The following is a 19,613-nucleotide window of genomic DNA, read 5'->3' on the forward strand; positions in this document are numbered from 1 at the left end:
CTGCGGCGTAGGACACGCCGCCCAAACTCCGGCCGCTGCCTTGCAGCGGCCTTTGCATTTTCAAGAATTCGAGAGTGGAGAGCCGATGGTTCCCGTAATTGCCCTGGTGGGCCGCCCGAACGTCGGCAAATCCACCATGTTCAACCGCCTGACCAAAACCCGCGATGCAATCGTGGGTGACCTGTCAGGCCTGACCCGTGACCGCCAGTATGGTGATGCCAGCTGGCAGGGTCGTTCCTTCATCCTGATCGACACCGGCGGTATTACCGGTGACGAAGTGGGCATGGATGAAAAAATGGCCGAGCAGTCGCTCATGGCCATTGAAGAAGCCGACTACGTGCTGTTCCTGGTCGATGCCCGCGCCGGTATGACCGCCGCCGACCAGATGATTGCCGAGCACCTGCGCAAGCGCAACAAGTCGGCGATTCTGGTCGCCAACAAGATCGACAACATCGACCCCGACGTGGCTCGCGCCGAGTTCTCGCCGATGGGTATGGGCAACGCCATTCCGGTGGCGGGCTCCCAAGGTCGTGGTATCAGCGCCCTGATGGAAGCTGTGCTCGGCCACCTGCCGCGTGATGCCGAGGAAGAAGCCCTCGACCAGGACGTCGCAGAAGGCGAGGAGGCCGTGCGCATTCCTGGCCCAAGCGAGAAGGATGGCATCAAGATCGCCATCATCGGCCGCCCGAACGTCGGCAAGTCGACCCTGGTCAACCGCATGCTCGGCGAAGAACGTGTGGTGGTCTACGATGAGCCGGGTACTACCCGAGACAGTATCTACATCCCGTTCGAGCGTGATGGTGACAAGTACACCTTCATCGACACCGCCGGGGTGCGCAAGCGCGGCAAGATCCACGAGGAAGTCGAGAAGTTCTCGGTGGTCAAGACGCTGCAGGCGATCAAGGACGCCAACGTCGTCATCTTCGTCATGGACGCCCGTGAAGGGGTGGTTGATCATGACCTGAACCTGCTGGGCTTCGCCCTCGAAGCCGGCCGCGCCATCGTCATTGCGCTGAACAAGTGGGATGGCATGGAGCCGGGTGAGCGTGCCTACGTGAAGACCGAGCTGGAGCGCCGGCTGTTCTTCGTCGACTTCGCCGACATCCACTTCATCTCCGCCTTGCACGGCACCGGCGTGGGCAACCTGTACAAGTCGGTGCAGGCCGCGTTCACCTCGGCTGTGACCCGCTGGCCAACCAGCCGCCTGACACAGATCCTTGAAGACGCGGTCAGCGAGCACCAGCCGCCGCTGGTCAACGGCCGCCGCATCAAGCTTCGCTATGCCCACCTGGGTGGTGCCAACCCGCCGCTGATCGTGATCCACGGTAACCAGACCGAGAGCATCCCCAAGTCCTACTCCCGTTACCTGGAAAACACTTACCGCCGCGTGCTGAAACTGGTCGGCACACCGATCCGCATCGAGTACAAGGGCGGTGAGAACCCGTTCGAGGGCAAGAAGAACACCCTCACCGACCGCCAGGTCAACAAGAAGCGCCGCTTGATGTCGCATCACAAGAAGGCCGAGAAGAAGCGCCGCGACAAGCGCTGATTCCGCGTCAGCTTCTTCGCAGGCTTGCCCGCTCCCACAGGTCCTCCACAGATTTTGAATATTGTGCAGCACCTGTGGGAGCGGGTTCACCCCGAAGAGGCCCTTTGATCCAGAGCAATCCCCCTATTGTTTCAACCTTTTTCCTGACTGCTTGATCCGCTATGCTCGGACTCCACCCCGTGCCGGATACACCCCAGGAAAGAGGGCTCCATGATCCGCAGCAAACTGCCGAATGTCGGCACGACCATCTTCACCACCATGTCCCAGCTCGCCGTGCAGACTGGCGCGCTCAACCTGTCCCAGGGTTTCCCTGATTTCAACGGCCCGCAGGCCCTGCTCGATGCAGTGGGCCGGCATGTGGCTGCCGGGCACAACCAGTATTCGCCAATGACCGGCCTGCCGGCCTTGCGCCAGCAGGTGGCGGCCAAGGTGGCGCGGCTGTATGGCGCACAGGTGGATGCCGACCAGGAAGTGACCATCACCCCTGGTGCCACCGAGGCGATCTTCTGTGCCATCCAGGCGGTGGTCCATGCCGGTGACGAGGTCATTGTCTTCGACCCGTGCTACGACAGCTACGAACCTTCGGTGGAACTGGCCGGTGGTCGCTGCGTGCATGTGCAACTGAGCGACGGCGACTTCCGTATCGACTGGCAGAAGTTCAGCGAGGCCCTGAGCCCGCGCACCCGCATGGTCATCCTCAATTCGCCGCACAACCCCAGTGGCGCCCTGATCACCCGCGAAGACCTTGAACAGTTGGCAATGCTGATTGCCGACCGCGATATCTACCTGGTCAGCGATGAGGTCTACGAGCATCTGGTGTACGACGGCGTCCACCACGCCAGCGTACTGGCCCACGAGCAGTTGTATCAACGTGCCTTTGTGGTCAGCTCGTTCGGTAAGACCTATCACGTGACCGGCTGGAAGACCGGCTATGTGATTGCGCCCCCGGCGTTGAGTGCAGAGCTGCGCAAGGTGCACCAGTACGTCAACTTCTGTGGCGTGACGCCGCTGCAGTGCGCCCTGGCCGACTTCATGGCCGAGCACCCTGAGCATATCGATGAACTGCCGGCTTTCTATCAGGCCAAGCGCGATCTGTTCTGCGGCTTGCTGGAGGGCTCACGCTTCAACTTTACCCGCACGGCGGGCACTTATTTCCAGCTGGTGGATTACTCGCAGATCCGCCCGGACCTGAACGATGTCGACATGTCGCTGTGGCTCACCCGCGAGCACGGTGTGGCGACCATCCCGGTATCGGTGTTCTACCAGCAACCCATCCCCGAGCAACGCCTGGTACGCCTGTGCTTTGCCAAACGTGAGGAGACGCTGCGTCAGGCAGCGGAACGACTATGCGCGATCTGAGCACACTGCCCAACCTGAAAGTCGCCCTGGTGCAAACGACCCTGGCCTGGCACGACCGCGAGGCCAACTATGCGCACTTCGAGGTGCTGCTGGAACAGGTCGGGGAGGTGGATCTGGTGATCTTGCCGGAGATGTTCACCACGGGTTTCTCGATGCAGTCCGAAAGCCTGGCCGAGCCGGAAAATGGCCCGACCTATAAGTGGCTGAAGGCCCAGGCGAAGAAGTACAACGCGGTGATTACCGGCAGCGTGATCATCCAGGCCGCCGATGGCAGCCACCGCAATCGCCTGCTGTGGGCCCGGCCGGACGGCGAAATTCTGCACTACGACAAGCGCCACCTGTTCCGCATGGCCGGTGAGCACAAGCACTACACCCCCGGTGAACGCCAGGTGCAGTTCGAGCTCAAGGGCTGGCGGATCCGCCCGCTGATTTGCTACGACCTGCGCTTCCCGGTGTGGAGCCGTGACGCTCAGGACACGGACCTGCTGCTGTATACCGCCAACTGGCCGGCGGCGCGCCGCCAGCACTGGAATCGTCTGCTGCCGGCGCGGGGCATCGAGAACCTGTGCTATGTGGCGGCCGTGAACCGGGTGGGCACGGACGGCAAGGGCTTTGCTTATTCGGGCGACAGCCAGGTGCTGGACTTCCAGGGCGAGAGCCTGCTCAGTGCCGGTGAGGCAGACGGGGTGTTTACCGCCGTGTTGAGCGCTGCGGAACTGGCGGCGTACCGGGCCAAATTCCCGGCCAACCTGGATGCCGATACCTTCGATTTACACTGACAGCCTGTACCGGCCCTATCGCCGGCAAGCCAGCTCCCACAGGTAACCCACTGCCCTCGGGCCCGGTGCTGTACCTGTGGGAGCTGGCTAGCCGGCGATAGGCCAGTACCGGCTACATCAATGAATGATCAGTAAACATCTCGCCGATACCGCCCATCCTCGATCAACTGCTGCACTGCGGCCTCCCCAAGCATGCCGTTGAGCGCCGCATCTACCCCCGCAGCCATCCCTTGCAGGCTGCCGCAGACATACACACAGGCGCCATCCGCCACCCAGCGCTTGAACTCCTCGGCCTGCTGCAGCAACACATCCTGCACATACACTTTCTCGGCCTGATCCCGCGAAAACGCAAGGTCCAGGCGTGCCAGGTCGCCGCTTTGCAGCCACCCTTGCAGCTCGTCACCACACAGCAGGTCATGCGCCTGATTACGCTCGCCAAACAGCAGCCAGTTGCGCTGTTCGCCAGCGTTCACCCGGGCCCGGATCAGGCTGCGCAGGCCGGCCAGGCCCGTGCCGTTACCGATCAGGATCATCGGTGCAGCTGCCTCCGGCAGGTGGAAGCCGCTGTTGCGCCGCAGGCGCAGGCTCAGCGTACCGTTTAGTGGCAGGTATTCGGTGAGCCAGCCAGAGCCCAGGCCCAGGTTGCCATCGCTATGGCGCTCCTGGCGTACGATCAGCTCCAGCACGCCATCACTGGCGATGGAGGCGATGGAGTATTCGCGGCTGCCGATTGGCACCAGAGCGTCGACCAGCGCTTGCGGCTGCAAGCCGATCAGGTGATCACGGCGCGCCGGCAACTGGCGGCCAGCGAGGGCTTGGGCAAGGGTTTCGTCCAGACCGTTCACGTGTACCCGTGCACTGGCGTCCAGCGCCATGCCTTTGAGGAACGCGTCGATCCTTGGTTGCCCATTGAGTGGCAGTATCTCCACCAGGTCGCCAGCGTCCCAACTTGCAGGCTCTTCAGCCAGCAGGCCGAGCAAGTACACCGGCTGGCCTTGGCTGCCCGGGTTGAGCAGTTCGCGACGCACCAGTGACCAGTTGCCAAAGCTTGGCGGCTGCCAGGCGGCCACCGGCTGGGCGCCCGTCAGTTGTGCCAGTTCCTGCTGCCATTGCTGCAGGGCGGCCTGGTCGGCGTTGTCCACCTCCACTGGGCTGAATGCACTGCTGGCTCCGCGCTCTCCCAGCCAGGCCTGCAGGCGGCGGGCGAAGCCGCAGAAGTGCGGGTACTGACGGTCGCCGAGGGCGAGCAGGGCGTAGTTGAGGTTGTTCAGCGCCCAAGGCTGGCCGAGCACCTTGCGCTCGAACGCGCGGGCGCTGTCGGGTGCTTCGCCGTCGCCAAAAGTACTGACCACGAACAGCGCACGGCGGGCCTGGCGCAAGTCGTCTTCACGCAGTTCGGCCAGTGCACGTACCTGCACTGGCAAGCCAGCTGCCTGCAACTGGCCGGCACTTTGCCAGGCCAGTTGTTCGGCAAAGCCGCTTTGGCTGGCGAAGCCGATCAACCAGCTGTCGTCGCTGCCATTGCTGCTGGCAACGTTGCCACGGGCTGCGCGTACCTGGCGCTTCTTGCGGCGGCGGTCGAGGTACAGCAGCCAGCCCGTGACGAAGAACAGCGGCATGGTCAGGCTGGCGAGGGTGACGATGATGCGCCCTGGCAGGCCGAAGTATTCGCCAACGTGCAGGGCGTAGACGCTCTGCAGCAGTTGGGCCTTGAAGGATTTGTCGGCGTAGCGGTCGTGTTTTTTTACCTGGCCGGTGGCCGGGTCCAGCATCAGGGTGTTGAAGGCGCGTGGGTGGTCGGCGCTGTCCAGCAGGTAGAACAGGTTGGCTGACTGGCCGCCAACCGGTGGCAGGCGCAGGTTGTACGTGGCAAGGCCTGGGCCTGCGGCGTCCTTGAGGTTGGCCCAGATGGCGTCATAGTCGACCACCAGCGGCGGGGCGTTCTTGTCGACTTTCTGCGGGCCGTGGCGGCCACGGCCTTCACCGCGTTTTTGTTGCTGGCCGGTTGCCGGGGCGTCGGCCAGCAGCTTGTTCAGGCCTTCGCGGTACCACTCATAGGACCAGAACAGGCCGGTAAGGGCGAACAGAAGATAGAACAGCAGGCACCAGGTGCCTGCCACGGCGTGCAGGTCCCAGTTGAAGGCACGGCCTTTCTTGGCCCAGTCGAAGGTCAGCCAGGTGCGCCAGTCCAGCGCCTTGCGCGGCCAGCGCAGGTAAAGGCCGGACAGGCAGAAGAACACCAGCATCAGGGTACAGGCACCGGTGATCTGCCGGCCGGTGTCGCCCATGGCCAGGAAGCGGTGCAGGTTGAGCATGAGGTTGAAGAAGCCTTGCCCGGCCACTTCACCTTTGAGTTCGCCCGTATACGGGTCGGCATAGCGCAGCTCGCCTCGGCGCTCGCCCGGTGCTGGCGTGAAGAAGATACGTGCGGCGTTGCCTTCACGCACGTCCACCCACAGCATCGACACCTTGTCATGCTGCTGGGCTTCGACCCGTTGCACCAGCTCGGCCGGAGGCAGCACGCCTTCGGCGCGCACTTCTACTTTGAGTACATCGGCATTGAACGCACGCAGCAGTTCTTCCTGGAACGAGTACAGGGCTCCGGTGATGCCCATCAGGGCCAGCACCAGGCCAGCGGTGATGCCAAAGAACCAGTGCAATTGGAACAGCGTCTTCTTCACCACATCGATCACCTTGTGTTGCTACCGCAGACTGCGCGGCGTGCATTATGCCTTGATACGCAAAAGCCCCGCTCAATGAACGGGGCCCTTGGTTGTTGCTTTAGAAGTGCACGCTGGTGGTCAGCAGTGCAGTCCGCCCGGCCGCCTGGTTGGCGAAGTGGGTAGAGAAGGCCTTGTCGTAGTAAACCTCGTTGGTCAGGTTCTGCACGTTCAACTGCAAGTCGACGTTCTTGGTCAGCTTGTAGGCGGCCATGGCGTCGTAGCGTACGTAGCTGTCAACCATGGTGGTGTTGGCCACGCTGCCGTACACGTCATCCACGTAGAACGCACCGCCACCCACGGTCAGCTTTGGCGTGATCGAGTAGGTCGTCCACAGGCTGGCGCTGTTGTTCGGGGTGTTCGGCAACTGGTTGCCATCGTTGGCCTTGCCCAGTGGGCCGCCGTCGATCTGGCGAGCCTGCATGTAGGTGTAGCCGGCGAATACCTGCCACTTGTCGGTGATCTTGCCGCTGGCCGACAGTTCGATGCCTTGTACGCGGGTTTCGCCGACGTTTTCGTAGGTGGTGGTGTCCACCTGGACGCGGGCGTTTTCCTTCTCGGTGCGGAACAGCGCGGCGGTCAGCGACAGGCGCTGGTCGAGCAGGTCCCATTTGGTACCGATTTCGTAGTTGGTGGTTTCCTCTGGCTCCATGTCACTGGCCAACAGGTTGCCGGTACGGTCAGGGGTGCCACCCAGCGGGTTGCCTTCTGTACCTTCGCCGAGCATCGAGCCTGGTGGCGTTGCAGAAGTGGCGTAGGACACGTAGATACTGCCGTTTTCCGCCGGTTTCCACACCAGGCCCAGTTGGCCGGTCACGAACTCGCTGACATCCTTGCCTTTGGCGGTGGTGGTGCCAGCAGCGTTGTAGGTCTTGTAGTCGGTGTCGAAGTGGTCGTAGCGCAGGCCCATGTTGACCAGCCACTCGGGGGTCAGCTCCAGGGTGTCGAACACGTACAGTGCACGGGTCTTGCTGTTGGTGGTGGTGCCGGCGTAGTTGCGCGAAATGGCACCGTTCCACGGGTCATCCGGGTTCGGGTTGCTCAGCGAGGTGCAGTTGTAGCCGCTGGTGGCACCGATCATGCCCGGGGTGCAGTTGGTATTGGCAGCGCCGCCAGGGACCGTGTCGGTGTCGACGGTGTAGGACGAACGGTCGCTCTCTTCGCGGCTCAGTTCGATACCGGTCGAGAAGCTGTTTTTCATGCCACCGACGTAGAACTCGCCGAACAGGTCGGTCTGGTTGGTGGTCGTGGCGGTGTTGCCCACGCGGGTATTGGCACGGCGCCAGACGCTGCCGTTGTTGACGTTGCCCTTGCTGTCGTCAGGCTGGGTCAGGATGTAGTCCTGCATGCTGTTGCCGTGACGCAGGGTGTTCTTGATGGTCAGCGAGTCGGTCAGGTCGTGCTCGACTGCGAAGGTGGCGATGTCTACACGGCTCTTGCGGAAGTCGCGACCGGTCAGGCCGTAGAAATTGTCGCTGTCGCCGCCGTCATTCGGCTTGCTCGGGTGGGCCGAGGTGCGCCCGGCGCTGCCGTTGGTCGGGATGGTGTACGGAATGCCCGAATCCGGCAGGTCATCGCTCTCCAGGTGGTAGTAGTCGAGGTTGACGCGGGTCGGCGTGCCCAGGCCGAAGGCCAGCGACGGGGCGATACCCCAGCGGTCGTAATTGACCTTGTCGCGGCCGGCAACGTTGCTTTCGTGGGTCATCAGGTTCAGGCGGCCGGCAACGGTATCGCTGAACTGGTAGTTGCCATCGAAGGTGTAGCGCTGGGTCTGGTCGCTGCCCCAGGTCCAGGCACCGTCCAGCGAGTTGCCCAGGTGCGCGCGCTTGCTGACCAGGTTGATGGTACCGCCGGCGGCGCCACGGCCACCGATGGCCGAGTTCGGGCCCTTGGCCACTTCCACCGACTCGATGGCGAAGATTTCGCGGGTTTGCGCGCCAGTGTCACGCACGCCGTCCAGGTACGTATCGCCCTGAGCGTCGAAGCCACGGATGAACGGGCGATCGCCTTGCGGGTTACCCCCTTCACCGGCGCCAAACGTGATGCCTGGCACGGTACGCAGGGCGTCCTGCAGGGTCAGGGCATTGGTGTCCTTGATCACTTGCTGCGGGATCACGGTAACCGAGCGCGGGGTGTCCACCAGCGGCGCGGTGTACTTCTGCGAAGCGGCTTTTTCGACCTTGTAATCGGTGCTGGCTTGTTCAGCCTTGCCGTTGACGCTGGTGGCATCGAGGGTGATGGCACTGCTGGCGGCCGGGTCGGCGGCATACACCGACGAGGCGCTAAGCGCGACGCCGATGGCGGATACGATCAGGCGTGGCGAACTCACTGCAGATGGTACGTACTGGCGCATTGCTAAGGACCTTCCCCAAGGTGTTGAGGCGGCGGATCTTAATGTAAGCAATTGTGACTCACAATTGAGATTCGTTACCATTCGTGAAGAATTTACAATCTTTACAATTAGCCTTTACGGTTTCATCAAGCTGAAACGTCTTAAGCGGCGAAAGGGCTTGTGTAGCGCAAAAGGGAATCAATATCATTGGCGCCTTTACATTTCCTAACGGTGCTGCCGCCATGCTGCTTCACATCCCAGGCCTGTTTGACGCTGACGAACTGGCCCGTATCCGCGAGGCGCTGGAGCAGGCCGACTGGGCCGATGGCAAGGTGACTGCCGGTTACCAGTCGGCCAAGGCCAAACACAACCTGCAGTTGCCGGAAGGGCACCCGTTGGCCAAGGAAATCGGCACTGCGCTGATCGACCGCCTGTGGAACACCCCGCGCTTCATGTCGGCGGCCCTGCCGCACAAGGTGTTTCCGCCGTTGATCAACTGCTACCGCGAGGGTGGCAATTTCGGCTTTCATATCGATAACGCCCTGCGTCAGCCCAAGGGCAGCCCGGAGCGGGTACGCACCGACCTGTCTTCCACGCTGTTCCTCAGCGACCCGGACAGCTACGACGGTGGTGAGCTGGTGATCCAGGACACCTATGGCGTGCAGCAGGTCAAACTGGCTGCCGGTGACCTGGTGCTGTACCCCGGCACCAGCCTGCACAAGGTCAACCCGGTGACCCGGGGCCAGCGTTATGCAGCGTTCTTCTGGACTCAAAGCCTGGTGCGCGAGGACAGCCAGCGGGCGCTGTTGTTCGAGATGGACAATGCCATACAGCAACTGACTGCCGATGTACCGGAGCACCCTTCGTTGCTACAACTGACCGGCACCTATCACAACCTGCTACGCCGCTGGGCCGAGGTCTGAGCCGTGTCTTACCAATTGTGGCGTGAAGAAGCGGTGGATGTCGCCGGCCTCAAGGCCATGCTCGAACACAGCCCCGGCCAAGCCGCCCAGGCGATCCTGGCGGCCGCCGGGCAGGGCGTGGTCGAGGCGCAGTTGCTGCTCGGGCAGATCCTGCTCGACGGGCGTGGCATCGAGGCGGATGAGGCCGTGGCGCGGCGCTGGTTCGGTATCGCCGCCCAGGGCGGCAGTGCCATGGCGCACAACATGCTTGGCCGGTGCCTGGAACATGGTTGGGGTGGCGATCAGGATGTGGCCCAGGCAGCCATTCACTATGCGCGCGCGGCCGATGTCGGTCTGGACTGGGGCCTTTACAACTTAGGCAACCTGTTGGCCACGGGGCGTGGGGTGCCGGCCAACCAGGCCCAGGCCCTGCTCTGTTACGAGAAGGCCGCGCAGATGGGCCATGCCAAGTCGATGAACCTGTACGGGCGCTATCTTGAGCTCGGCATTGCCACAGCGGCGGGCCCCGCGCGGGCCGTGCGCTGGTATCGGCGCTCGGCGCAGGCGGGAGACTTTCGTGGGATGTTCAGCCTCGCGACGGTGCTGCTCGAGCGAGGGCAGGCTGCTGAGGCCGAGCCTTGGCTGGCGCGTGCACGAAAGGAGGGCAATGTGAACTTCCTCAAGAGCGCACTGGCCACACTGCAGACTGGCGGGGCACCGATGGCAGCCTATGTGCAAGCCTATGCCGAAGAACTGCAGCAACGAGTTGCCGAGGAAACGTCCACAGCTTAGAGACATGCCTGCGCTTCGATAATCTCCTCGCCCTCAATCAAAACGTAGTGCGGGCGGGGGGATGAATGGTATGACAGCAATAAACTTGGACACTTCTTTTACAGCCCAGCTGGACTGTCTTAATTGGGGCACGTCGATCAAGCCCGTAATGATCATCGAGAGTGCGTTCATGGACATGGCCGATTCTGGCTGGCTGTGCCTGCCTGAATCCTTCGATACAGTAAATACGACGCCGGTGACGCTGCGCTTCGATTTCATCGAGCGACGGGATAACCGTCGGCATTATCGGGTTACCTGCGTTACAGAGGGCTCGCACTACTTCGGGCGGCAAATGGATTCCAGTCTCAATCGATTTCTTGGTTTCTACCGATCAGTGTCCGACGATGTGTTCTGGAAGATCGAGGAGATTGGTGTGCATGGGGAAGGGGAGAACGCTCGTCCCGCATTCATTTTGCGAGATCGCCTGGGGTATACCGTGAAGATCAAAACCCACGGCCCGGGGCTCAGCCTCATTGCCTATCTGAGCACTCATAGTGTCACGAGCGATGAGGTGCACTTTACGTTGGCCGATTACAAGCCTCTGTGATGTACGGGGTATCGCTGCGGATAGAACGGGGCCTTGCGGCCCCGTTGTGCATTACAGGTAGTAAGCCTTCAGCGGCGGGAAGCCGTTGAATTCCACCGCGCTGTAGCTGGTGGTGTAGGCACCGGTCGACAGCCAGTACAGGCGGTCACCGATGGCCAGGTTCAGCGGCAGGCCGTATTTGTAGTTTTCGTACATGATGTCGGCACTGTCGCAGGTCGGGCCGGCGATGACGACTTCTTCGGCTTCGCCTTTCTTTTCGGTCCAGATCGGGAACTTGATGGCTTCGTCCATGGTTTCGATCAGGCCAGAAAACTTGCCCACGTCGGTGTAGATCCAGCGCTCGACGGCAGTGCGCGATTTGCGCGCCACCAGCACCACTTCGCTGACCAGGATACCGGCGTTGGCAATCAGCGAACGGCCTGGCTCCAGGATGATTTCCGGCAGCTCGTCACCAAAGTCTTCCTTGAGGAAGCGGATGATTTCTTCGGCGTAGGTTTCCAGGCTGTTGGTACGGGTGATGTAGTTGGCCGGGAAGCCGCCACCCATGTTGATCAGCTTCAGCTCGATGCCGTCTTCTTCCTTCAGGCGCTCGAAGATCACTTTGACCTTGGCGATGGCGGCGTCCCACACGCTGATGTCGCGCTGCTGCGAGCCCACGTGGAAGGAGATGCCGTAAGGCACCAGGCCCAGGTCACGCGCGAGGATCAGCAGGTCCATGGCCATGTCGGTCTGGCAGCCGAATTTACGGGACAGTGGCCAGTCGGCAGTGGTGGAGCCTTCAGTCAGGATACGCACGTACACTTTCGAACCCGGTGCGGCCTTGGCAATATTGCGCAGGTCGGCTTCCGAGTCGGTGGCGTACAGGCGCACGCCCTTCTCGTAGAAGTAGCGGATGTCCTTGGACTTCTTGATGGTGTTGCCGTAGCTGATGCGGTCAGCGCTGACGCCGCGGTCCATCACCTTGTCCAGCTCGTAGATCGAGGCGATGTCGAAGCTCGAACCTTTCTCTTTGAGCAGGTCGATGATTTCGACGGCAGGGTTGGCCTTGACGGCGTAGTAGACCTTGGCGAACTCGAAGCCCGCACGCAGGTCGTCATAGGCCTGGCTGATCATCTGGGTATCGATGAGTACGAACGGGGTTTCCTGCTTGTCGGCGAACGCCTTCATTTTCTGGAAGGTGTCACGCGCGAAATAATCTTCGACCTGGATCGACATGCTCAGGGACTCCATGGGCAAACTGAAAATTTAAGTGGCTGCAAACTGAACGTCCTCCGTATCCCCACTTTGGTTCGCCTACTCAGTACTTGAGCCGGATGGATCGTTTCCAGCATGGACGTTCGGCGCGCACTTTAGGGCGTGAAGAATGCAGAATCAACAGGCAATCCGGGCGTGATCGACCTGGCTCGACGACCAGCCATGTGAATAACCGACTCGTGTGACCGGCTGATGTTCCCTGCGATGTTTCAAGCGTTAAATATTGTGGAATACACCGTATTGGCGCTTTGGCGGGTGAAGCCGCTTCCATAGGGATTGTGGAATGCCTGCAGGCGCGGGTTCACCTGCCAATGGGCCTCAGGTGTTCATATTTATGGCCACATTTTCCTGGTACCCACGTACAGGAAATCCTCCATAAATTTTTTGTTACCGACTGGCGGATTTGCTGGTTTTGATGCGAAACATTACTATTCGCACCCTTATCCGCCTCCCTGATGACCCAGACCGTGTCCGGACACAAAGGCTTCCTCGATCATTATCATGAGCTGATCGGCACCTGGACGCGCAAACTGCGCAGTCGTCAGCAGGCCGAGGACCTCGCCCACGATGCCTTTGTCCGGGTATTGGAAAACCCGCGCGAGCAGGTCGAGCAGCCGCGCGCCTACCTGCACCAGACCGCACGCAACCTGGCCGTAGATGGCTTGCGCCGCGAAGACCGCCGCCAGGCGCTGGCGCTGGAAGCCATCGACAATGGCACCACCGGCAGCGATGACCCGGAGGCCTATGTGCATGCGCTGGAACTGGCCGACAGCGTCGAGCGGGCGCTGGCCGAGTTACCGCTGAACTGCCGCCAGGTGTTCATCTGGCAGAAGCTCGAGGGCCTGACCCAGGCCGAGATCGCCGAGCGCATGGGGTTGAGCAAGAACATGGTCGAAAAGTATATGATCCGCACGCTCCGGCATTTGCGTGAGCACCTGGATGTGTCGGCATGAAGCGTCAGGAGACCTTTTCGATGAAACAGCACGGTACTGATACCGTCCGCGAGCAGGCGGCCGCATGGTTTGCCCGCGTGCAGGATGCGCCTCGGGATGCCGGGCTGCAAAAACAGTTGCGCGCCTGGTTGGCCAGCGACGAGCGCCACCGTCAGGAGTACCAGCACCTCAGCCGTGTGTGGCAGGCCGCCAACTTCATTCCACGCCAACGCCTTGAAGCGTTGTGCCAACCGGACCGGGTGCAGCAGTTGCCACGTCGGCGCTTCATGCGTCAGGCCCTGGCCGCCAGTGTGGCGGTGTTGGCACTGGGGCTGGGCTGGGGCGGCTGGCACTATCAACAACTGAATCACCAAGCCAGCGTGCAGACTGCCTTCAATGAGCGCCGCCAGGTCGAATTGCCGGATGGCTCGCAACTGGAGCTCAATGGCAGTACACAGTTGCAGGTCGAGTTCAGCGCTGGCCAGCGGCATATCCGCCTGAATGCCGGCGAGGTGATGTTCAGCGTCGCCCACGACAGTGCCAGGCCGTTTGTGGTGGACACAGCTCAAGGCCGTGTGACCGTGACCGGTACCCGCTTTGATGTGCGTCTGGACCCGGCCAGTACCCGTGTCGCGGTAGAGCAGGGTTCGGTGCGTGTGCAGGGCAAGGGCGCCGCCCTGGCGCAGCTTGCGGCTGGCCAGGGTTCGCACATAGATGCACAAGGCGCGGTGACCGCCCCCTACGCAGTCAATACGGCTGCCGTCACAGCGTGGCGCCAGGGCAAGCTGGTGTTCGACAACGCCACCCTCGCCGAAGTGGTGGCCGAAGCATCGCGCTACCGTAGCCAGCCGTTGCGCGTTGCCCCCGGTAAAGTCGCCCAGATGCGCCTTTCGAGTACCTTCAGCACCGACGACACCGACGCACTGTTGCGGGCCTTGCCGAGCATCCTGCCGGTGGCCATCAAGGCCCATGAAGATGGCTCCCGCGAAATAATCGCGAAATAGATTCAGGTTTTTTTTCGCTCGTTCGTCTTCCTCGCCAGCTGCAACTGCCAAGCATTTCCATTTGCATGCAGTTGGCGTTTATTCCGCATTCAGGAAGTTTCGACGACGTGAACAACAACAAGCCTTTATTACGCTTGCGCGCCCTGTCGCTGGCCTTGGCGGTCAGCGCCGTGACCGTCAACAGCCAGGCCGCAGAGGCGGGCAAAACCCTCCAGATCCAGGCCCAACCGCTGGGTTCGGCACTGAACCAGCTCGGCCAGCAAACCAACCTGCAGCTGTTCTTCAGCCCCGAGCTGGTGGCGGGCAAACAGGCCCCGGCGGTGTCCGGCAACCTGGCGCCGGTGCAGGCGTTGCAACAGTTGCTGCAAGGCAGCGGGCTGACCTTCGAGATGTCCCAGGACACCGTGGTGGTAAAGCCGCTGCCGACGGCCCTCGACCTGGGCAGCGGCAGCCTGGAGCTGGCGCCCACCGACATCAAGGTGGTCGGTGACTGGTTGGGCGATGCCCAGCAAAGCGTGGTGCAGAACCACCCCGGTGCCCGCACCGTGGTGCGCCGCGAGGCAATGGTTGAGCAGGGCGCGATGAGCGTGCGCGACGTACTGCGTGGCATCCCGGGTGTACAGGTGCAGGACTCCAACGGTACCGGCGGCAGCGACCTGTCGCTGAACGTGGGCGTACGCGGCCTCACCTCGCGCCTGTCGCCACGCTCCACCGTATTGATCGACGGCATCCCGGCCGCCTTCGCGCCGTATGGCCAGCCACAGCTGTCGATGGCGCCGATTTCCTCAGGCAACCTGGACAGCATCGATGTGGTGCGTGGTGCCGGTTCGGTGCGCTATGGCCCGCAGAACGTGGGTGGGGTGATCAATTTCGTCACCCGGGCGATTCCGGAAAAGGCCTCGGCGGAACTGTCCACCACCCTTGAAACCTCCCAACACGGCGGCTGGAAGCACACCGAGTCGGCCTTCGTCGGCGGCACGGCGGACAACGGCATGGGCGTGGCGCTGCTGTACACCGGGGTGAACGGCAACGGTTACCGTGAAAGCAATAATGGCAACGACATCGACGACGTCATCCTCAAGACCCACTGGGCGCCCACCGATGTCGATGAGTTCTGGCTCAACTTCCATTATTACGATGGCCGTGCCGACATGCCCGGCGGCCTGACCCAGGCGCAGTACGACAGCAACCCTTATCAGTCGCTGCGCGACTACGACTACTTCGCCGGCAGGCGCAAGGATGTGTCGTTCAAGTGGCAACGCCAGCTCGACGATGCCACCCAGTTCGAAGTACTGACGTATTACACCGACAGCTTCCGCGGCAGCGCCATCGCCTCGCGTGACATGAAGACCCTGTCCTCTTACCCGCGCAACTACCACACCTTCGCCATCGAGCCACGGGTGTCGCGCATCTTCTTTGCCGGCCCCACCACTCAGGAAGTCAGCGTGGGCTATCGCTACCTGAAGGAAGCGATGCGCGAACAGTCGACCCGCCTGGCGCTGATCGACAACGTGCCGACCGTGACTCCGACCTCTGACGGCCATGTGTTCCAGGACCGCAGCGGCGGCACGGAGGCCAGCGCGTACTACATCGACGACAAGATCGATGTGGGCAACTGGACCATCACGCCGGGCATCCGCTTCGAGCACATCAATACTGACTGGCGCGACCGCCCGGTGCTGGATGCCAACAACCGCCCGGTGGCGGAGAAGAAGCGCAGCATCACCAGTAACGAGCCACTGCCGGCCCTGAGCGTGATGTACCACATCTCCGACGCGTGGAAAGTGTTCGCCAACTACGAAACCTCGTTCGGGAGTTTGCAGTACTTCCAGCTGGGCCAAGGCGGTACTGGCAACAGCACGGCCAATGGCCTGGAGCCGGAAAAGGCCAAGACCTACGAAATCGGCACGCGTTATGAAAATGGCGGTTTCGCGGGTGAACTGACCGCGTTCTACATCGACTTTGATGACGAACTGCAGTACATCAGCAACGACGTAGGCTGGACCAACCTCGGGGCGACCAAGCACCAGGGTATCGAGGCTTCGGTGCGTTATGACCTGGCTGGGCTGGACCCGCGCCTGGAAGGGCTTTCGGTGAATGGTGGTTACACCTTTACCCGGGCCACGTATGAAGGTGAAATCCCGGGCTTCAAGGGCCGTGACCTACCGTTCTATTCACGTCAGGTGGCCACCGCCGGCGTGCGTTACGCGGTTAACCGCTGGACCTGGAACCTGGACGCCTATGCCCAATCCAGGCAGCGCGCACCGGGGACCGGGATCAATGCCGATGGCAGCTTCAACGGCGACTACATCACCGAGCCGAGTGCGGATGGGCAGTATGGTGATATCCCGGGTTACGTGACCTGGCATGCCCGTGGCGGGTATGAGTTCGGGCCAGAGATGTCCAACCTGAAGCTGGCGGCGGGGGTGAAGAACCTGTTCGACAAGCAGTATTTCACCCGCTCCAGCGACAACAACGCCGGCCTCTATGTAGGTGAGCCGCGGACCTTTTATGTGCAGGCCAGCGTAGGGTTCTGACTGGAGATTGCTGGGGCCGCGTTGCGCCCCATTCGCGGGACAAGCCCGCTCCCACAGGTACAGTGTCAGTCTCAAGGCTTGCGCCGTACCTGTGGGAGCGGGCTTGTCCCGCGAATGGGGCGCGAAGCGCCCCCCGGCTTTCTACGAAACCACCGCTTCGGCTGGCGAGACGATGCTGGTCTTGGCCCCGCGCGATCTGCCCGAACTCAGGTACGCCGCAATCGACTCCTGCGTCACCTCGCCCAAAAACACCTGCTCGGCATCCAGCACCGGCAACCACGCCCGGTTGAACTCGTACATGCGCGACAGCAGGATGCGCAAATGTTCATCGTGCGACGCCGTGGCATTGAACGAACGCAGGAAGTCGCCACACGTCCCTTGCTGGCGGTGCATGTCACGTCGGCGCACATAGCCCAGTGCCTTGTTCTGTGCATCGGTCACCACGACATAGCGGCGGTCGTGCTCATCCAGCAGCTCGAGCGCATCGCTCACGGGCGTTTCCGGGCTCACCGACGGCGCGTTGTCCGCTGCATCCTCGGCGCGTACCAGCAGCAGGCGTTTGAGGGTGCTGTCCTGGCCAACGAAGTTGCTCACGAAGTCGTCCGCCGGGTGCGCCAGCAGGGTGTCGGGGTGGTCCAGCTGCAACAGTTTGCCGGCACGGAAGATGGCAATCTTGTCGCCCAGCTTGATGGCCTCGTCAATGTCGTGGCTGACCATGATCACGGTCTTGTTCAGCGCCCGCTGCATCTCGAAGAACTCGTTCTGGATCATTTCGCGGTTGATCGGGTCGACCGCGCCGAACGGCTCGTCCATCAGCAATACCGGTGCTTCGGCCGCCAAGGCACGGATCACGCCGATCCGCTGCTGCTGGCCACCGGACAGCTCGCGCGGGTAGCGCTGCAGGTACTGCTTGGGTTCGAGCTTGATCATGTGCATCAGCTCACGCGCCCGCTCGTGGCACTTTTGCTTGTCCCAGCCGAGCAGGCGCGGGACCACGGTGATGTTCTCCTCGATGGTCATATTGGGGAACAGGCCAATCTGCTGGATCACGTAACCAATGCGGCGGCGCAGGGTGACCTCGTCCAGCCCGGTAGTGTCTTCGCCGTTGATGAACACCTGGCCGGAGGTAGGGGTGATCAGGCGGTTGATCATTTTCAGCGTGGTGCTCTTGCCGCAGCCCGAGGGGCCGAGGAACACGCAGATTTCGCCTTCATTGACGGTGAGGTTCACCGAGTCGACGGCTTTGACTTCCTTGCCGTTGACGTTGAAGGTTTTGCTGAGGTTCTTCAGTTCGATCATGAGCGCAGTCCTTCTGGAGTCAGGGCACGTTGCAGGGTTTGCAGCAGCAGGTCGGCGATGATCGCCAGCAGGCTGACCAGTACGGCGCCGACCAGCAGCATCGACATGTCGCTGCGGCTGATGGAGGTAAGAATGAGTACGCCCAGGCCGCCGGCGCCGATGGTGGCGGCAATGGTCATGACGCCGATGTTCATGACTACGGCAGTGCGTACACCGGCGAGGATTACCGGTACCGCGATAGGCAGCTCGACCATGCGCAGGCGTTGGCCGAAGGTCATGCCAATGCCGCGTGCGGCTTCCCGGATACCGGGCTCGACATTGGTCAGGGCCAGGTAGGTATTTCGCATGATCGGCAGCAGCGAGTACAGGAACACTGCAGTGATCGCGGGTAGTGGACCCAGGCCTTGGCCGAACTTGGAGTAGAACGGCAGCAGCAGGCCGAACAGGGCAATCGACGGGATGGTAAGCAGCACCGTGGCGCTGGCTTGCAGCGGCCCGGCAACAGCCGGGAAGCGGGTCATCAAGATGCCCAACGGTACGCCGACGAGGATGGCCAGGCTCACTGCAACGCCCACCAGCATGATGTGCTGCCAGGTCAGTTGCAGCACCTGGGCCCAGTCCAGGTGGCTGAAGGTATCGATCAGGTTCATGGCTGGCCCTCGCTGTTCAGTGGGTGCTCGCGCAGGAAGGTGGCGGCCACGGTGCTCGGGTTCTGGTGCTGGACGTCAACCTTGGCGTTGAGCTGGCGCATGGTTTCGTCGTCCAGTTGCTCGGCCAGTGGCTTGAGCAGGGCGGCCAGTTGCGGGTTGGCGTCGAGCACGGCTTTGCGCACCACAGGCGCGGCGGTGTAGTCGGGGAAGTAGTGCTTGTCGTCTTCCAGCAGCTTGAGGTTGAACGCACTCAGGCGGCCATCGGTGGTGTACACCAAACCGGCGAACACCTGGTTGTTGCGCATGGCGGTGTACACCAGGCCACCGTCCATCTGGCGGATGTTGCGCCGGTCCAGCGGCAAGCCGTACATCTCGCGCAGGCCAACCAGGCCGTCGGGGCGGTTGGCGAACTCGGTGTCCAGCGCCACCAGGTGGTTGCGCGGGCTTTCGTCACGCAGTACCTGGTTGAGGTCGCTGATGGTGTTGACCTGCGGGTAGGCCTCGGCCACTTGCTTGGGCAGGCCCAGTGCGTAGGTGTTGCTGAACTTCGACGGGGTCAGCCAGATCAGGTCCTTCTTTGCATCCAGCTCTTTGACCCTGGCGAAGGTGGCTTCGGCACTGGGCATGCGCTCGTCGATGTGGTTGTAAGACACCAGCGAAACACCGGTGTATTCCCACATCAGATCAAGCTGACCGGTTTCCTGGGCCTGGCGCGCGATGTTACTGCCAAGGCCGGTGGTGACGCGCACGTCAAAGCCATTGGCGCGCAGGTATTGCGCAGTGATTTCGGCGAGCACAGTCTGCTCGGTGAACACCCGCGCGCCGATGCGCACCAGCGGTTTTTCCGCTGCCTGGGCAAATCCTGCGAACAGCAGGGCCGCGCCCAGCAGCAAGGCGATTCTCTTGTTCATAGGTTCC

At 62.1% G+C, this 19,613-nt stretch carries 15 protein-coding genes; 9 read left to right on the plus strand and 6 right to left on the minus strand.

The genetic code is table 11. From position 1 onward, the window contains the following. Window positions 1-85: 85 nt before the first annotated feature. From der to AC07XM_RS14750, 3 genes are all read left to right on the plus strand, one after another. The gene (gene der, locus AC07XM_RS14740) at window positions 86-1,549 is read left to right on the plus strand and encodes a ribosome biogenesis GTPase Der (RefSeq protein ID WP_016484982.1); all 1,464 of its coding nucleotides are present in this window, start codon (window positions 86-88) and stop codon (window positions 1,547-1,549) included. Between the two features lie 210 nt (window positions 1,550-1,759). Beyond that, on the plus strand, window positions 1,760-2,908 hold the full coding sequence (locus tag AC07XM_RS14745; RefSeq protein ID WP_095115815.1) for a pyridoxal phosphate-dependent aminotransferase: 1,149 nt from the start codon (window positions 1,760-1,762) through the stop codon (window positions 2,906-2,908). Beyond that, window positions 2,896-3,687: an amidohydrolase gene (locus AC07XM_RS14750; RefSeq protein ID WP_016484984.1), complete on the plus strand. Its 792-nt coding sequence runs from the start codon at window positions 2,896-2,898 to the stop codon at window positions 3,685-3,687. Before AC07XM_RS14745 ends, AC07XM_RS14750 begins: the two co-directional genes overlap by 13 nt. Before the next feature lie 128 nt (window positions 3,688-3,815). Here the strand turns inward: AC07XM_RS14750 and AC07XM_RS14755 are convergent, their stop codons facing one another. Further along, the gene (locus AC07XM_RS14755) at window positions 3,816-6,371 is read right to left on the minus strand and encodes a PepSY domain-containing protein (RefSeq protein WP_102689336.1); all 2,556 of its coding nucleotides are present in this window, start codon (window positions 6,369-6,371) and stop codon (window positions 3,816-3,818) included. A 97-nt stretch (window positions 6,372-6,468) separates the two neighbouring features. Then, a complete protein-coding gene (locus AC07XM_RS14760) occupies window positions 6,469-8,760 on the minus strand; it encodes a TonB-dependent receptor (protein WP_016484986.1) in 2,292 nt (763 codons plus the stop codon). 221 nt (window positions 8,761-8,981) lie between these two features. Here AC07XM_RS14760 and AC07XM_RS14765 point away from each other — a divergent pair, with 221 nt between their 5' ends. The 3 genes from AC07XM_RS14765 to AC07XM_RS14775 all read left to right on the plus strand — a co-directional run bounded on the left by AC07XM_RS14765 (window position 8,982) and on the right by AC07XM_RS14775 (window position 11,019). Further along, on the plus strand, window positions 8,982-9,662 hold the full coding sequence (locus AC07XM_RS14765; RefSeq protein ID WP_060517636.1) for a Fe2+-dependent dioxygenase: 681 nt from the start codon (window positions 8,982-8,984) through the stop codon (window positions 9,660-9,662). Between the two features lie 3 nt (window positions 9,663-9,665). After that, window positions 9,666-10,433 (plus strand): tetratricopeptide repeat protein, encoded by a 768-nt coding sequence (locus AC07XM_RS14770; protein WP_102689337.1) that lies wholly within the window; start codon window positions 9,666-9,668, stop codon window positions 10,431-10,433. A gap of 169 nt (window positions 10,434-10,602) precedes the next feature. Beyond that, the gene (locus tag AC07XM_RS14775) at window positions 10,603-11,019 is read left to right on the plus strand and encodes a hypothetical protein (protein ID WP_054833427.1); all 417 of its coding nucleotides are present in this window, start codon (window positions 10,603-10,605) and stop codon (window positions 11,017-11,019) included. Between the two features lie 51 nt (window positions 11,020-11,070). Here AC07XM_RS14775 and AC07XM_RS14780 read toward each other — a convergent pair whose 3' ends face one another. Continuing rightward, the gene (locus AC07XM_RS14780; protein ID WP_012270610.1) at window positions 11,071-12,234 is read right to left on the minus strand and encodes a type III PLP-dependent enzyme; all 1,164 of its coding nucleotides are present in this window, start codon (window positions 12,232-12,234) and stop codon (window positions 11,071-11,073) included. 494 nt (window positions 12,235-12,728) lie between these two features. Between AC07XM_RS14780 and AC07XM_RS14785 the strand changes: the two genes are divergently transcribed. The 3 genes from AC07XM_RS14785 to AC07XM_RS14795 all read left to right on the plus strand — a co-directional run bounded on the left by AC07XM_RS14785 (window position 12,729) and on the right by AC07XM_RS14795 (window position 16,746). Further along, window positions 12,729-13,226 (plus strand): sigma-70 family RNA polymerase sigma factor, encoded by a 498-nt coding sequence (locus AC07XM_RS14785; RefSeq protein ID WP_016484990.1) that lies wholly within the window; start codon window positions 12,729-12,731, stop codon window positions 13,224-13,226. A gap of 20 nt (window positions 13,227-13,246) precedes the next feature. Continuing rightward, the gene (locus AC07XM_RS14790) at window positions 13,247-14,209 is read left to right on the plus strand and encodes a FecR family protein (protein WP_024717614.1); all 963 of its coding nucleotides are present in this window, start codon (window positions 13,247-13,249) and stop codon (window positions 14,207-14,209) included. 107 nt (window positions 14,210-14,316) lie between these two features. Continuing rightward, window positions 14,317-16,746: a TonB-dependent siderophore receptor gene (locus AC07XM_RS14795; protein WP_095115809.1), complete on the plus strand. Its 2,430-nt coding sequence runs from the start codon at window positions 14,317-14,319 to the stop codon at window positions 16,744-16,746. Window positions 16,747-16,887: 141 nt separating this feature from the next. Here AC07XM_RS14795 and AC07XM_RS14800 read toward each other — a convergent pair whose 3' ends face one another. The 3 genes from AC07XM_RS14800 to AC07XM_RS14810 are packed head-to-tail and all read right to left on the minus strand — an operon-like array spanning window position 16,888 to window position 19,606. Beyond that, a complete protein-coding gene (locus AC07XM_RS14800; RefSeq protein ID WP_102689338.1) occupies window positions 16,888-18,045 on the minus strand; it encodes an osmoprotectant ABC transporter ATP-binding protein OsmV in 1,158 nt (385 codons plus the stop codon). Continuing rightward, window positions 18,042-18,695, minus strand: coding sequence for an ABC transporter permease (locus tag AC07XM_RS14805; RefSeq protein WP_016484994.1), 654 nt, complete (start codon window positions 18,693-18,695; stop codon window positions 18,042-18,044). Before AC07XM_RS14805 ends, AC07XM_RS14800 begins: the two co-directional genes overlap by 4 nt. Next, window positions 18,692-19,606: a glycine betaine ABC transporter substrate-binding protein gene (locus AC07XM_RS14810; RefSeq protein ID WP_102689339.1), complete on the minus strand. Its 915-nt coding sequence runs from the start codon at window positions 19,604-19,606 to the stop codon at window positions 18,692-18,694. The genes AC07XM_RS14805 and AC07XM_RS14810 overlap by 4 nt, the downstream gene beginning before the upstream one ends. Window positions 19,607-19,613 lie beyond the last annotated feature (7 nt).

The sequence above is a fragment of the Pseudomonas sp. GW460-LB5 genome, assembly GCF_059423245.1.